The 15,621-nt window shown below is 39.3% G+C and carries 14 protein-coding genes; 3 read left to right on the forward strand and 11 right to left on the reverse strand.

Features of this window, described 5'->3' with window-relative positions:
• Positions 1-124: 124 nt before the first annotated feature.
• The 9 genes from R3X28_RS02915 to R3X28_RS02955 all read right to left on the reverse strand — a co-directional run bounded on the left by R3X28_RS02915 (position 125) and on the right by R3X28_RS02955 (position 9,580).
• Positions 125-424 (reverse strand): hypothetical protein, encoded by a 300-nt coding sequence (locus R3X28_RS02915; protein ID WP_154363408.1) that lies wholly within the window; start codon positions 422-424, stop codon positions 125-127.
• A gap of 58 nt (positions 425-482) precedes the next feature.
• Positions 483-1,241, reverse strand: a complete 759-nt coding sequence (locus R3X28_RS02920; RefSeq protein WP_317662278.1) for a tetratricopeptide repeat protein — start codon at positions 1,239-1,241, stop codon at positions 483-485.
• 3 nt (positions 1,242-1,244) lie between these two features.
• Positions 1,245-3,023 (reverse strand): BatD family protein, encoded by a 1,779-nt coding sequence (locus tag R3X28_RS02925; protein WP_317662280.1) that lies wholly within the window; start codon positions 3,021-3,023, stop codon positions 1,245-1,247.
• Positions 3,023-3,931: a tetratricopeptide repeat protein gene (locus R3X28_RS02930; protein WP_154363402.1), complete on the reverse strand. Its 909-nt coding sequence runs from the start codon at positions 3,929-3,931 to the stop codon at positions 3,023-3,025. The genes R3X28_RS02925 and R3X28_RS02930 overlap by 1 nt, the downstream gene beginning before the upstream one ends.
• The gene (locus R3X28_RS02935; RefSeq protein WP_154363400.1) at positions 3,906-4,958 is read right to left on the reverse strand and encodes a VWA domain-containing protein; all 1,053 of its coding nucleotides are present in this window, start codon (positions 4,956-4,958) and stop codon (positions 3,906-3,908) included. Before R3X28_RS02935 ends, R3X28_RS02930 begins: the two co-directional genes overlap by 26 nt.
• Before the next feature lie 3 nt (positions 4,959-4,961).
• On the reverse strand, positions 4,962-5,960 hold the full coding sequence (locus R3X28_RS02940) for a vWA domain-containing protein (protein ID WP_282053778.1): 999 nt from the start codon (positions 5,958-5,960) through the stop codon (positions 4,962-4,964).
• Positions 5,961-7,619, reverse strand: a complete 1,659-nt coding sequence (locus tag R3X28_RS02945; protein ID WP_317662285.1) for a BatD family protein — start codon at positions 7,617-7,619, stop codon at positions 5,961-5,963. It lies immediately after the preceding gene.
• A gap of 2 nt (positions 7,620-7,621) precedes the next feature.
• The gene (locus tag R3X28_RS02950) at positions 7,622-8,488 is read right to left on the reverse strand and encodes a DUF58 domain-containing protein (protein ID WP_154363396.1); all 867 of its coding nucleotides are present in this window, start codon (positions 8,486-8,488) and stop codon (positions 7,622-7,624) included.
• A 90-nt stretch (positions 8,489-8,578) separates the two neighbouring features.
• Positions 8,579-9,580, reverse strand: coding sequence for an AAA family ATPase (locus R3X28_RS02955; RefSeq protein ID WP_154363393.1), 1,002 nt, complete (start codon positions 9,578-9,580; stop codon positions 8,579-8,581).
• Positions 9,581-9,965: 385 nt separating this feature from the next.
• Here R3X28_RS02955 and R3X28_RS02960 point away from each other — a divergent pair, with 385 nt between their 5' ends.
• The 3 genes from R3X28_RS02960 to R3X28_RS02970 all read left to right on the forward strand — a co-directional run bounded on the left by R3X28_RS02960 (position 9,966) and on the right by R3X28_RS02970 (position 12,520).
• A complete protein-coding gene (locus R3X28_RS02960) occupies positions 9,966-10,724 on the forward strand; it encodes an SDR family NAD(P)-dependent oxidoreductase (RefSeq protein WP_154363392.1) in 759 nt (252 codons plus the stop codon).
• 1 nt (position 10,725) lies between these two features.
• Positions 10,726-11,862 carry an ATP-binding protein gene (locus R3X28_RS02965; RefSeq protein ID WP_154363390.1) on the forward strand — a complete coding sequence of 379 codons (1,137 nt, stop codon included), beginning with the start codon at positions 10,726-10,728 and terminating at the stop codon, positions 11,860-11,862.
• Between the two features lie 148 nt (positions 11,863-12,010).
• Complete coding sequence (locus R3X28_RS02970) at positions 12,011-12,520, forward strand: DUF3124 domain-containing protein (RefSeq protein WP_154363388.1); 510 nt, start codon at positions 12,011-12,013, stop codon at positions 12,518-12,520.
• Between the two features lie 71 nt (positions 12,521-12,591).
• On the opposite strand, the gene R3X28_RS02975 is transcribed toward R3X28_RS02970, so the two are convergent.
• Together R3X28_RS02975 and R3X28_RS02980 are read right to left on the reverse strand one after the other, a co-directional pair.
• Positions 12,592-14,532 (reverse strand): alpha-amylase family protein, encoded by a 1,941-nt coding sequence (locus R3X28_RS02975; RefSeq protein ID WP_317662290.1) that lies wholly within the window; start codon positions 14,530-14,532, stop codon positions 12,592-12,594.
• Positions 14,529-15,479: a carbohydrate kinase family protein gene (locus R3X28_RS02980; RefSeq protein ID WP_154363384.1), complete on the reverse strand. Its 951-nt coding sequence runs from the start codon at positions 15,477-15,479 to the stop codon at positions 14,529-14,531. Before R3X28_RS02980 ends, R3X28_RS02975 begins: the two co-directional genes overlap by 4 nt.
• Positions 15,480-15,621 lie beyond the last annotated feature (142 nt).

Raw genomic sequence — 15,621 nt, forward strand, 5'->3', positions numbered from 1 at the left:
AGACAGGTTAGTTCATAAAATAAAATGATTTTTGGCCATAATAATGGTTGCAGTGAAGACTCAAAACCTATGGTATAAATCATAAGCTAGCACTACTTTACAATAGCCCGAAAATAAAGATTGACTAACCTAATGGTTCGGGAGGAGGAACCGGGATTTCCAAGGGTATATTATTAATACCATTATAGTAATAAGATCCTATTGAGGAATTTTTAAGCGGTGATAGTGGTGAAAAAAGAGCAATGTTCATTTGCACGTATTTTTCCTCTGCCTGAGATTTTTTTCCGGTTTCTTGTTGTTCTTCCTCAGTAAGATTCGTAATTACAACAGGATTGTCCGTATCGATCAACGTTAATACACTTGGGGCAACTATGGCGAAAATCCATACTACAAGTAGGGTAATAAGAATGTTCGACTTAACCATTTAATAGTGTTTTTGCACAAATATAATAGTATTGCTATTATAGGCTGTTAAAGAAATACTAAAAATCTTTCAACATTTTTATACTGTTGGATGAAATCCAACCTGATTTACCATCTGCGATTTTAATTTTTTTCCATTCATTCAATTCATCAAGTACGTTCACTTTGGTTCCTTCATGTAAAAGGAAAATAGGTTGACTCCCTTTATTAGGTTCTGCCTTTATCTGTACCTCGCTATCGAACACGATTGCTGGTTGGTCGGCCATAAAATCGTTGTATTGCATAAATGCGAAAATTAAGCAAATGATTGACCCTAAAAAGAATATGATGCTGGATATGAATGCAATACGTTTTCTTGTTGCATATTCAAAATAATAAAAAGCTATGTACAATAGTACGAATATAATCATGAACGCAATGGCCAAATAGCTCCATTGATCGAACGATAGTAATCCCGTAACGGATTTGTATATCCTGGCCAAGCCGGTTTCGGGCATAACCTCGATGGCATCCAAGGTCATATTTTGGGCAAACGAAAGGTTGTGTTTGATTTCTTGATCATTGGGGGCCAGTAAAAGTGCCTTTTCGTAATTATATACACTTGGTGCAATTTGGTTCAACTTATAATACGCATTGCCCAAATTAAAATAAAGTGAAGCGGAATGCTGCCCATTGTCCAATATTTGGGAATAAAGTTCAATGGCTTTTTCGTAGTCACCATTGTTATACGAATCCGTGGCTTTATTGAATAACGCATCATCTTGGGCGGTCCCGATGAAACTAATGAACACTACAATGATGCAAAATACCTTCTTCATTGTCTATAATTGTTTGTCAAGGTTAGAGATGACTTTACTTGCCCGGTCGTAATCTTCTTGCATTTGCACGTCTGAAAATGGACTGTACCTTGCCATTTCACAATTTTTCAATAACCCGATGAATCCTTCGACCGTATCAGTATCAACTTCTTTTTCGTTCAATAAACTTGTGATTTTATCTTTACTGAATTCTGAGGTCTCTATTTTTAATTTTGCCTTGAGGTAGTTATGTAAGGCTTTTTCCAGCGCTATGTAAAAGGCATCTTTTTTACCTAAGGTTTTTTTGGCCTCGGACAAATATTTACGTGCCAACTTATTGGCTCTTTTAATTCTATTGCCTTCAACGTCACTTGCTATGGCGTCTCGTTTTTTACGGAATACAATGGATAAGGGAATGAGTAAAAGTGGTAGTAACAACCAAAGATAAAAAGCTTTTGAACCAAAGAAATAACTAAAGTTCTTGGTCGTAAGATCAGGATTTAATTTTATAAAATTAAATTGGTTGCCGCTTGTCACGACTGACTGCTTTGAGTTTACCGTATTGTTATTTATAGGGTTTGAGGAATTTGTAGGTCCTTGTATTACATTGATTAATATTTCTTCAGAATTGATCGTTTGGTACGATGCCGTTTTAGGATTGAAATAGCTGAATGAAATACTGGGAACCGGATATTTGCCTTTAAATGAGGGTACTATGGTATAGCTGTCGCTGATTTTACCCTGCATGCCAGCTAGTGTTGTTCGTACATCCTCATTGTGTTCGGGGTCATAGACCTCGAGCGAACTTGGTAATTCTGGGGCGGGTAACTGGAATAATTTTAAATTTCCTTGTCCGCTTACCTCAACTATCGCCTGAAGTGATTCAGATGCATTTAGACTTGTTTTACTGGTAGTGACCTTAAAATCAAAGTCACCTACGGCCCCTCCAAAGTTGGCTGGTTTTCCTGCACTTGGCAAAGGTTTTACATTGATCGTACGGTTGCCGGCAGAAACGGTCTTATTGATTTGTGTATATACCCTTCCACCAAAAAAATCACGCTTGTTCGTAGGAACCTCTACGGTTACATCCAAGGAAAGTGGCTCAATATCCAATTTCCCGGATTTTTGAGGGTAGAGCACGATCCGTTTTAAAACAACGTAGCGATAATTCTTTCCTTTATAGGTCCCATTTTCAGCATTCAATCGTTGAACAGGAATATCTTGACTCCAAAAATTGTTATATTTAGGATTGTCCAATGGCCGATAATTGGATACTCTAATAGACGGACTTACATAAAGTTTATAGACCACACTAATGGCCTCGTTCATGTACGGATTCGTTTTAGATACCTCTGCCACCAAATGAAGGTTATCATCGGCATAATCATCAACGTTAAGTTCATTTGGTTTTTCGACCGCTGCGGTTATCTCAACTGTTTTTGCCAATGATTTATACACTTGGCCATCAATAACGATAGAAGCTTGTTTTATAGTGAATTTGCCCCTAGCTGTAGGCGCCAAAGTATAGGAATATGTTTTTGAATAGGAGCGTACACCGTTTACCCAGGATGAACTAATGGCCTGCGAAGGTCCCATTAATACCCGAAAACCATTAAAATCTGGAGGTGAAAAATCGTCACCATCTTTGTTCATTGTAAATTCTACGCGTAACCGTTCGTTGATCCCAAGCTTTGTTTTACTCAGGTTCATTTCAAAGGTTACGGCATCATCTTGGGCGTTCATAACCAACGCTATGAACAACAATGGAAGTAACGATATAAAATATTTAATATCCTTTTTCATTACCAATCCTTTTCATTTTTAACTTTTGCTCCCTTGACTTTTTTAGCATCAATTTTTTCCTGAACCTTCTTTTCTTCATTTTGCATGGCTTCTAGCAAATTCTGAATCTGTTGTTTGGAAAGTTGATTGGGTCTTGGTTGCTGTTGTTGTTGCTGTGGGTCTTGATCCTTGGGCTGGTCTCCTTGTTCGGGTTTTTTTTGTTCCTCTTCTTTCTTATCTCCATCACCTTCTTTGTTGTCCTCTTTCTCTTCGTCTCCTTTATCCCCTTCGTCGCCTTGGTCTTTCTTATCGCTATCGTCCTTATCTTTTTGGTCCTCCTTATTGTCGCCCTCGTCCTTTTTATCTTGGTCTTTATTGTCTTTTTGATCTTTATTGTCCTGATTATCCTTGTTTTCGTCGTTCTTGTTCTGTTCGTCTTGTTCTTTTTTCAATAGTTCTTTGGCCAGTGCAAGATTGTAACGTGTTTCCTCATCCTTGGGATTGTTCCGTAAAGCCTCTTTATATGCCTCAACTGCCTTTTCATAAGCTTTTTGCTTCATAAAGACATTGCCCATGTTATGATAGGCTTTATGTTTGTCTTCTTTGGCCGTAGCCGCTTCCCCAGCTTGTTTAAACCTTCCGAATGCCTCGCTATAGGTCTCATTGTTATAATAGGCATTTCCTAAATTATAAGGAGCCGTACTGTTCTCCCCACTTTTTGAAATAGCCTTACGATAATCGACCTCAGCAGACACAAAGTCGTTCTCGGACAAGTCTTTGTTTCCCTCCCAAGTAAGATTGGTAGATGCTATACGTGCTTTTTCTTTCAATTTTTCTTCCTCAGTGTCCTGAGCAAAAGAGGCTATAGAAACAAAAAACAATAAAAGTAAGATCTTGTTCATATTATACTGCTTCTTTAGGGTTTTCATTGAAAAGATTCAGCTTTTTAAGCCATTTGGTCTTTTTATCCAATATAAAAATGTCTAAAAATAAGAATAATAGCCCTGCTGCTAAAAACCATTGAAATTGGTCTTTGTATTCAGCAAATTGTTTAGCTTCAAATTCCGTCTTATCCATTTGCAGGAGAATGTCCTTAATCTGGTCTACAGCTTCACTAGTATTGGTGCCGTCTATATACTGTCCATTTCCATCGTTGGCGATTTCCTGTAGAACCGCCTCATTCAGTTTTGTGATTACGACCTCACCCTGTGAATCTTTCTTAAGGCTTTCCACCACACCGTTCCTTTTTATGGGTATGGGGGCACCTTTGCTTTTTCCTACGCCAATCGTAAAAATACGAATGCCTTCTTCCACGGCATCATCAACAGCTTTAGAGGTGGTGCCCTCAGAATGGTCTTCCCCATCGGAAATGATGAACAAAACCCGATTCGTTTGCTCTTCGTCGTCGTAATATGAAGTGGCCAACTCCAAGGCCTGATTGATCGCCGTGCCTTGAGAGGTGAGCATGTCGGTATTCATATTCTGCAAGAACATCTTGGCCGCACCATAATCAGTAGTGATGGGTAATTGGGGAAAAGCTTGTCCGGCATAGGCTATAATTCCGATACGGTCGCTTCCCAATTGGTTTATTATTTCAGAAACCAAACGTTTGGCTTTTTCCAATCGGTTAGGGGCTATATCTTCGGCCAACATACTTTTAGAAACATCCACCGCGAAAACGATGTCTACCCCTTCACGTTTTACCGTTTCCAACTTGGTTCCTATTTTCGGATTCACCAATCCTAAGGTCAAAAATGTTATTCCCAATAGGAAGAACAATAATTTTAAGGCTGATTTAAATCTGGATTTGTTCGGGGTCAACCGTTTAAGCAGTGACGAATCGGCAAATTTTTTCTGTGTTCGTTTTTTCCATATCTGAAGAAATACGAATAATACCACCAAGACAGGGATGATGGCAAGTAAATAGAAATATATTTTTTCGTCGAATTGGATCATAAGCTATATAAAACTTCTAAAAAGGGTATTGCGAAGTAACCACTCTAATAATAGTAAGGCTCCTGCCAAAAACACCCATGGGCGAAATTTTTCTTCGTATTTGTAATATTTGAATTCTTCTATTTCTGTTTTTTCCAATTTATTGATTTCCTCATAAATCGCCTCCAGCTTCTCGTTGTCGGTAGCCCTAAAGTACTGGCCTCCGGTTGCTTGGGCAATATCTTGCAATAATTTCTCATCTATTTCTACCTGCCGCATGCCATATCTGAAAGAACCATCTGCATTGTAGGCAATAGGGGAAAGGGCGTTTCCATTGGTACCAAGCCCAATAGTGTATGTTTTTATGCCGTATTCAACAGCTAAATCAGCTGCAGTCTGAGGCTCTATAAAGCCTGAATTATTGACCCCATCAGTCAGTAAGATGATAATCTTGCTAATGGCCTTGCTCTCCTTAAGCCGGTTTACAGAAGTTGCAAGCCCCATGCCAATTGCCGTACCATCGTTTAATTGGCCATAGGTGATTTCACGAAGCGAATTGAGTACAATGGATTTATCACTCGTAATGGGGGTTTTAGTATAGGCTTCCCCGGCATAGGCGACCAGACCGATCCTATCATTGGGTCTTTCTTTGATAAAATCCGAAGCAACTTCTTTAAGGGCCGATAGGCGATTTGGTTTTAAATCCCTTGCCAACATACTCGAAGATACATCTATCGCCATAACTATATCTATACCCTTGGTCGTTTTCGTACGGGTTGAAATGTCCTCGGTCTGTGGTCTTGCCATGGCTACGATAATAGCGGCCAAGGCCAACAACCTGAAGATGAACAGAAGCGGTTTTAATTTGGGAAGGATCCCTACATTTGAAAAACCCTTTATACTCGAAATCCTAAGGGACGCAGACAATTCGTTACGTTTAAAAAAATACCAAAGAATGGCCAGTGGGAGCAATAAAAGCAACCAAAAAAATTCTGGATTCGCAAATGATATATTCTCTAACATTTAGACTTCTGTTTTAACTTCAATGGTACTCAGCACCCTATTAATGATTTCTTCGGCATAGGTATCCTCGTCTTGCCAGGTTAACAAGACTTGTTGTTGAAATCCTTTTCCGCCAAAGCTGAGTATGGCATAATTTGCTTTTACCAACTCTTCGGAATCCGGTATCTTGAATTTTCCGCTACCATAGGTTTTCATTCCTTTTACTCCTGAAATGGTTACAAATTCCTCTTGTTTGGTAATTATGTTTTTGGCTCCTTTCGCCTCGAAACTCTTTAATAATTGTTCAATGGTCTTTTCAAATTCCGGCTCGGCAGGTTGTGTAAAGGTCGTTGAGGTTGCAGCTATGGTCAACAATGATTTTTCATCGTTGAACATAAAAGATTGTAGCTCCTTGATATTGGCTTTTGCCTCAGCGGGGATTTCTACCTTTTGGCGTACCAGTACCTCAGGCGTTTCCATACTTATCGGAGGATAACCGTATGAACTGGCTACCCACTCACTATCTAATAGGGCTTTGGTGGGGTTCCCGGTTACGGTATCCCAAACTTGGGCAGCACCAAAATAATTTATGACCACAATGGCCGAAACTACAACTGCCCCAATAGCGGCTCCACCGGCGATCATCCATTTTTTCTTTTGGCGTTTTTTGGCCAATTCTTCTTTGAATGCCTCTTGGGCCATTAACTCTTCCAAAGTAGGTTCAGGTATGGCCTCATGTGTCTTTACAACAATCTGCTCTACTATTTTCCTATCTTGAAGGGCGATATTCGTTGGTGGTTTGGATTTTGCGAATTTTACTAAATCCGCGGTTTTTAAAATATTCTTGAATTGATTGATGGTGTCTTTATCGAGTTCAAGTTCACCGGCATCCTTCAGCATCTCCAATTTATCGATCAACTCATCGGTGGTACTTTCCAAGGCTGAAATATTCGCATCTTCGTCCAAGTAAGAGCGAACTATATCCGTCAGTTCGGAATAGTATTGTTTATACTCATCTTGGATAAGGTATTTAGAGTTATCCAATTTTTTCAATTCCAATAGGGCACGATCATAAGGAGGCAATTGTGCAACTTTCTCCTCTTCCGTCAAGGGTTTTGGTCTAAAAACGAACCAATACAAAAGTCCGGCTACAACGGCCAAAATACCCAAAACGATTAATAGGACCTTCCACCAACCCGAATTGATTTTCTCAACTTGTATCAAGGGTTTAATGTCGTACATTTTCTGGACCGTGGTATCTACCGGTACGGTGGCCACATTAATTCGCAATGAATCGGTAAAGTAACCTTTCCCGTTTATTTCGATGCGTTGTGCTGGTAATTTATAAGAGCCTGAGTCGAATTGGGTAAGGGCATAGGTTTTCAATAATGTTATCCTATCCTTTTTCCTTGTGGTATCCGTAGCAAAAGCCTCCACGGTTTCTAAGGGTGAAAACGTTTGTCCTTCAGGGAAAATGACCATATCGGTGGAATCTACTTCTACGGTAATCTTGAATTTTAACTGATCACCGATTTTGATGAAAGTAGTATCTACTTCAGACTGAATAGCAGGGGTATCCTGTGCGAATCCATGAAAAGTATATCCCATGAACAGGAATAGAAAAATACATCGCCAAAGTAGCGATGGATGATTTTCTGTTTTTAACTTTTCAACTTTCATTATTACCCTCTTCTTTTAAAATAACCCAACAATTTTTTCACGTAGCTCTCGTCGACCCTACAGCTTATTACCCCGCAACCTGATTTGGAAAAGGTTTCCTGAAAGTAATTCACCATTTGTCTATGATGTTCCCCATAGGCCATCCGAACTTTTTTAGATTGGGTATTGATTAATTGCAAGGTTCCGGTTTCCGCGTCTTGCATTTGTACCATTCCTAAATTCGGAATGTTTTCCTCACGCTCGTCGTACACCCGAATACCTGTAACATCATGTTTATTTCCTGTAATCTTCAGGGTTTTTTTGTAGTCATCATCTATGAAATCCGAAAGCACGAATACGATTGCCTTCTTCTTCATTACGTTGGTTAGGTACTTTAAGGCTTCGGCAATGTTAGTTTTATTGCTCTTGGGCTTAAACTCCAACAATTCGCGAATGATGCGTAGAACGTGTGACTTTCCTTTTTTTGGCGGGATATAAAGTTCTACTTCATCGGAAAATAGTACGAGTCCTACCTTATCATTGTTTTGCATGGCAGAAAATGCCAATGTCGCCGATATTTCGGTAATGATTTCTTTTTTGAATTGGTTGGTGGTGCCGAAGAATTCCGATCCACTTACATCTACCATTAACATCATGGTAAGTTCCCGTTCCTCCTCAAATACCTTTACATAGGGTTCGTTGTATCTCGCCGTTACGTTCCAATCGATATTCCTAACATCATCACCAAATTGATACTGTCTTACCTCACTGAAAGTCATACCTCGACCTTTGAAAGTAGAATGGTATTCCCCTCCAAAAATATGATCGGATAGACGACGTGTCTTAATCTCGATCTTACGAACTTTCTTTAGTAATTCTTTGGTATCCATTTTCTAGGGTAAACAGCAATAAGTTTTCAGGAACTGATTTTCGCCTTGGTTCAGAGGAACCCGCATTGGCATTTATAACTGTTGTCTTATTTATGGCACTTCTACTTCATTAACGATTTTATTGATGATCTCCTCGGAGGTGATGTTCTCCGCCTCGGCCTCATAGGTGATACCGATTCTATGTCGTAGGACATCATGTACTATGGCCCGTACATCTTCAGGAACCACATACCCTCTGCGCTTTATAAAGGCATAACATTTGGCAGCGACACCAAGGTTTATACTTCCTCGAGGGGAAGCCCCAAAGCTGATCAAAGGTTTTAGGCTTTCTAGATTGTATTTTTCAGGATAACGTGTGGCGAAAACGATATCCAATATGTATTTTTCTATTTTCTCATCCATATAGACCTCACGAACGGCTTGTTGTGCACTTAAGATCTGCTGGGTGGTAATCACGGGATTTACGGTCTCGTACGCACCTAATAGATTCTGGCGCATGATCAATTGCTCCTCGTTCATTTTCGGATAATCAATAACCGTTTTCAACATAAAACGGTCTACCTGTGCTTCGGGCAATGGGTAAGTACCTTCTTGCTCAACAGGGTTTTGGGTGGCCATTACCAAGAACGGTTTGTCTAAAATAAAGGTTTCATCCCCAATGGTTACCTGCTTTTCCTGCATGGCCTCTAAAAGTGCCGATTGTACTTTCGCCGGGGCCCTATTGATCTCATCTGCCAAAACGAAATTTGCGAAGATGGGGCCTTTCTTTATCGAAAAATCGTTTTCTTTAATATTGTAGATCAGGGTACCGACTACATCAGCAGGTAAAAGATCCGGTGTAAACTGTATTCTGCTAAAACTTCCTTTTACGGCTTTTGCCAAGGTGTTTATGGCAAGTGTCTTTGCCAAACCGGGAACACCTTCCAATAAAATATGACCTTGTCCTAATAGACCAATTAGCAACCTTTCGACCATATGTTTTTGGCCAACGATCACTTTGTTCATTTCCAACATCAATAAGTCTATAAAAGCGCTTTCTTTTGCAATTTTTTCGTTTACTGCGCTAATGTCAACTGAAGTATTTTCTTCCATATGTTTTACTGCATTTTTGGGTATAGGTCTGATTTGATCTAAACAGGAGTGCAAATTGAAAATTTATTCATTGTATCGCTGTTAATGATTGGTTAAAAATTAGGGAAAGCCCTTATTTTTATGAAGTTTTTAAGTGATTTCTTTTTAAATTCACTCCCTTATGGCAAACATAACCAAATTTTAAAAAATAATAGCAGGAAACATGACTTTGGGGCGATTTGGAAAGTGGGTTTTATGGTATGGAAAACCTGTCTAAAATGCATCTTTATGTAGGTGTCAAATCCACGGGATGTTCGATATTTATCGCCAAATTAATTGTAATAGAATAGAGGGTTATATTGTAAAAGGCCAGTTACGGCATTAAGTACCTAAAAATAAAAAGACAATGAATAAAACAGCATTGATTACAGGGGCTACAAGCGGAATAGGTAGGGCAACAGCACAACTTTTCGCTGCAAATGGTTTTAAATTGATCTTATGTGGAAGACGTAAGGAACGATTGGCCGAATTACAACAAGAATTGGGCGGTACATTGAAAGTACATACACTTGCATTCGATGTTCGCGACAAGGAAAAAGTAAATCAACTTATAAACTCACTGCCTACAGAGTTCTCTGAAATCGATATCCTGATCAATAATGCAGGAAACGCCCACGGATTGGAACCCATTGAAGAAGGGAGTCCGGACGATTGGGATGCCATGATCGATATTAATGTAAAAGGATTGCTTTATGTTACCAAAGCGGTATTGCCCAAAATGGTCGAGAAAAAAGCCGGACATATAATAAACATTGGTTCTACGGCAGGTAAGGAAGTATATCCTAGGGGTAATGTGTATTGTGCCAGCAAACATGCGGTCGATGCCATTAACCAAGGTATGCGGATCGATCTAAATCAATACGGTATTAGGGTAGGTGCCATTAACCCAGGGTTGGTTGAGACCGAATTCAGTCAGGTGCGTTTTAAAGGGGATACTGAAAAAGCATCTAAGGTTTATCAAGGGTTTCAACCTTTACGGCCAGAAGATATAGCGGATATCATCCTTTTTACGGTTACGCGACCTTATCATGTGAATATTGCTGATTTGGTGGTAATGCCTACTGCACAAGCTAGTTCTACAATCGTAAATAAAGATCAAGAATAGAATGATCAACAAACGCCTTTTGGTAAAAAACCTTCTCGCCCATAACGACGAGAATAGCTTTTACGATAAAAAGCGTTTCATTTCTATTGGCCATAAGGAAGGGAAGGCCAAATTTCTTAAACACGTTTGTGCCTTGGCCAACAGTAATCCAAAAAACCATTCATTTATTGTTATTGGGGTAGAGGATGATGACAATGCCATAGTTGGTGTCGATTTCTTCGATGATAGTAAAATACAGAACCTGGTCAATGCCTATTTAGACAATCCTCCACTGATTGCCTATGAGAATATCCCTTTTCCGCATCTTCCCGAAGGTAAGGTTGTTGGGCTGGTTACGATTACTTCCAATGGAAAAGTGTGTTCCCTAAGAAAGAATATCTGGAAATATTATGGAGGTTCCGTTTTTTTTAGGGAGGGTAGTATCAGTATGCCAAAAGCATATGATATTGAGTTGAAAGATATTAATTCAGAGGTCGTTGCCACTCTTGAACAACATGCGCAGAACAATATTGAACTTACCTTGGACGGGGTCATCGACTTCATAAACCATAGGCATAAAGATCTGGATAGTAATTACAAGGTGTTTAAAGAGCAATTCGTGGTTTGCTGGGCGGGACATACGAAAAAAGTAAAGGAGAAAACCTACTTCTCACGAGTGGATATAGAACTGATCAACGAGCAGGTCAGGTTGTTTTATTCTACCTTGGACGAGGTTCGGGTATCTTATAATGACGACAGCTTTAACATAACGGAATATGTGCGATTGGGACTGGGAAAGGCCCATAAGTACTATCCTTTGGAAGAGGTTAAGATAGTTTTTGATGATAATGGCACTTACCAGATACATAGTCAAATGATTTTTGACCCTCCTAAATATGAAACAAAAACCTTACATCATATTTATAATACGAACAACGCTTTACTAATGAAATTGGAAAAAGGATTGGTACTTAAACCAAATGAAAAGGCAGATTTGTTGCATTTGCCCGCAACCTATCTTATCTGTTTTTTCAACGGATTTGAAGAAGCACGAACCCAATTGGAAAAAGCCCGTCCCCTATTGAAAAAGACAAATGAAACTGTTTATAATTCCCTGAAGGAAGTTTTACGTATATTAAGGAAAGTGAAGTATAATTGATGTATCAAGTATTCGATAATATCATGTATTTTTATAATGATTTAGATGGATGTTATCCAAGGGGAAAAAGAATCATATTTATAATAATGCCTTGGTGAAAATTGACGAAATATAAATTTTAATTGCCGAATCCTAATATTTTGAACATATGAAAACACATTTCTTATCGCTTATTGTCTTATTGGGTCTACTTGGTTGTCATGAACAAAAAGAAATTAGTTCGGTAAATCCAGAAAACTGGTCAAAAAGAACAATTGATATCAGTAAAAAAGACAGTTTGGAATATGGTAAAACCTATTTATCTACCTATTCCCAGATTTACAGTACCTCGGAACATAAAACCCATAACCTTACGGCTATGGTAAGTTTGAGAAATACGAGCGACAAGGATACCATCTACGTTTTAAAGGCCAATTATTTCGATACGCATGGTAAGCATGTAAGAACATATTTTAACAATCCTATTTTTTTGGGCCCTTTGGAAACAGCGGAAATCATCATTGATGAAATCGATGTTTCAGGAGGTACGGGTTCTAACTTCATTTTTGAATGGAAAGTGCCAAAAGGCTGTTCAGAACCTTTGTTTGAAGGTGTTATGAACTCTACCATGGGCCAACAAGGATTGTCATTTACGACCCAGGGTAGGCGTATAGAGTGATCGGCCGGGTAATTTTATGGGATTATCTGGGAAATGGCTTTGCCTTTAAATTCATGAAAGCATTATCGAGGCTATTCTATATTGTTTTTGGATAGCCATAATATTTCATAGGGATCAAGTTTTAAAGTGCCGTTTACGAAAACTGGCTGCTCGCCTGAAATCAAATCAATGACATTGTTTTCAGATCCATAGGTGCCAAGTGCGTTTTCGTATATAGTTTGTGGTACTTCATCAAAATTACATACGACCAATATTCCGTTGTTCTTACCTAAAGGCCTTTCGTAAATAAAAAAGTGGGGATTATGTGCTTCATAAAGAATTACCTGATTCTTATCTGCGAAAGCATGATAGCTCTTGCGCAGTTTGATCAAGTGCTGTAAGGTCAGGAAAATTTGTGTTTGATGGTTATTTCCAGAATCGATTTGAGCTATGGTATTCCAATCCTGAAAAGGCCTGTTGACCCATCTACCATCTTCTTTTTTGTCGTTATCCTCGAGATAGGAATAATCGTTAAGGGTTCCGATTTCATCTCCTGCATAGATAAGGGGTACGCCCCCATAAGAGAGAATTATCGCATGCATCATAATGATTTTGGCAATGGACTGGTCTATTTTGGCTTGATCGTTTTGTTCCAGAGCCATTTCCAGCCCCAATAATGATGCGGCACTGCCCGTAATCCTGCCATCACCTGTTTTTGGGTTGTACATGAACATATGGCCTTTGGCCGGTGACCAATCAATATTTTGACAGTAGTAATCGAGCAAGAATTTGCGATGCGAAACGGCGTTCCAACCTAATTCATGAATATGATGATCCTCAAACCCAAGCCCAATATCGTCATGGCAACGTATGTAATTGATCCAAGTACTTTCTTTGGGCTTCTCGGGTAAAGATTTAATGTTTTTATAGAGCAACACTGCTTTTTTCGTAGCAATGGCATCCCATAACAAGGCCATTAACGTGGCATTATAGGCAATTTCACACTCATTGCCCATCATTCTTCCCGAACCGAAATATTTGATGATTTCCTTTGGGGCAACGATAGCTTCAGCCAGGAATACGACTCCTGGTGCTATTACCTGTAGGCACATCCTGAATAAGGAAATAAGGGTATGTGCCTCGGGCAGGTTCTGTGACTCAGTGCCCAGTTTTTTCCACATAAAGGCCAAGGCATCCAAACGTACTACATCAACTCCAAGATCGGCAAGCTTTGTTAAGTTTCCCAACATCTCTATGAAAACCATTGGGTTCGAATAGTCAAGGTCCCATTGGTATGGGTTGAATACGGTCATTACCCATTTTTGCATTTCTGCATTGTAGGTAAAATTACCGGGAGAGGTCATAGGGAATATCTCAGGAAGTGTAGTCTCAAACTCATCAGGTATGGTGCGGTCTGGGTAGATATGGTAATAGCCTTGATATTTAAGGTCACCGGCAACGGCCTTTTTTGCCCAAGGATATTCATCGGACGTATGGTTGGCAACGAAGTCCAACATCAAATACATGTTTTTGTCACGCATTTTTTGAGTTAGGCTAAGAAGGTCTTTTTGTGTGCCGTAACGTGGGTCTACTTTGTGATAACTGTTTACGGCATAGCCACCGTCATTTTCCCCTTTAGGTCTTGGGGTAATAGGCATTAGGTGAACGAAATTCACTCCCAATTTTTCGAAATACCCCAATTTCTTTTCCAGCCCCTTAAGATCTTTGTTAAAATGATCCACGTACAATTGCATGCCTACAAGTTCTTGTGACATGTACCAATTTCCTTTTTTGACACGGTCAATATCCATCGATTTTAGGGATGACGGTCTATTTTTGAATAGCTCAGGAAGCGTGGTTAATAGTCTCTTGAATGATTTTTTATGTTGATTTTCAGGATATAGCGAAAAAAACAGGTCTTTAATCAAAGTGAAGTTTGTGGCCAGTCTTTGCTCAAAAAGGGATTCAACATCATTTGCCTTGGTTTTCTTATTTTCCAAAGCAAGGTATTTATGAATGGATGCCTGGTTCATTTAATGGCTTGGAGTTGTTCTAGATTGGGTAAAGAGGGGATTGCTCCAAAATTAGTAGTGGTCAATGCACCGGCCTTGTTTGCTTCTTTTACCATCCCTTTCAATAAATCAATATCTTCAAGAATTTGCATAGGATCATGCAAAAGTGATATTTGATAAAGAAGGCACCCGATAAAGGCATCGCCCGCACCGGTTGTATCGACAGGAGTTACAGGAATACTTGGTATCTTGTGTTTTGTGTTTTCCGTGCTGAGTAAGGTGCCATCCCCTCCCAAGGTAATAACGATTGTTTTGGTGCCTATTTCGTGTAAAACATCACAGCATTCCTCTAAATTGGTCTTACCGGCTATCAGTTGGGCCTCTTCCAGACTGAATTTGCATAAATGGGCTTTTTGTATAAATGGCATGCATTTTTTCACAAATATGGCTTCTTCCTCTTTCCACAGGTCAGCCCTAAAATTAGGGTCAAAGCTTATGAAGGAATTTTGGGTAAGGGCATCGAAAAAGTACCGACCATATGCAGCTTCCAAATCACCCCCCAAAAGTGCGGTGGCCGATCCAAAATGTATAATGTTATCTTGGAATGAATTTTTAATACTGGAGTCGTACTTCAATTTTTTATCCGCTCCACGGCTGAAGACAAAATCGCGCTCCCCGTCTTCGGCAATTGAGACAAAGGCGATCGTGGTAAATGTTTTTGACCGCTGTGCCAAACTGATATCTACATGGTTGTCTTCTAAGACACCTAGTAAAAATGAACCGAACTGTCCAGGACCTACACATCCGATAAATTTGCTCAATCCGCCAAGCTTGGCAATGGCACAGGCTACGTTGGCAGGTGCACCACCTGCTTTTTTTGTGAACACATCGGCTTTGGAAAGGTCGTTTCCTTGATTTTCAGCTATAAAATCAATGAGCAATTCCCCGATACAATAAACTTTCTTCATTTAAAAACGTACTAATAAGTACAAGTTACTTACAAAAAGGGAATTATTCCAGAATTTTATATGAATTTATGGTGAAGGTAGTTTTAAGGTTGGGGAATAACATATGTTAAATATTAAAAAACCGCAATGACCATAAACGGTT

This window comes from Maribacter sp. TH_r10 (assembly GCF_033101095.1).
Taxonomy (GTDB): Bacteria; Bacteroidota; Bacteroidia; order Flavobacteriales; family Flavobacteriaceae; genus Maribacter_A; species Maribacter_A luteus.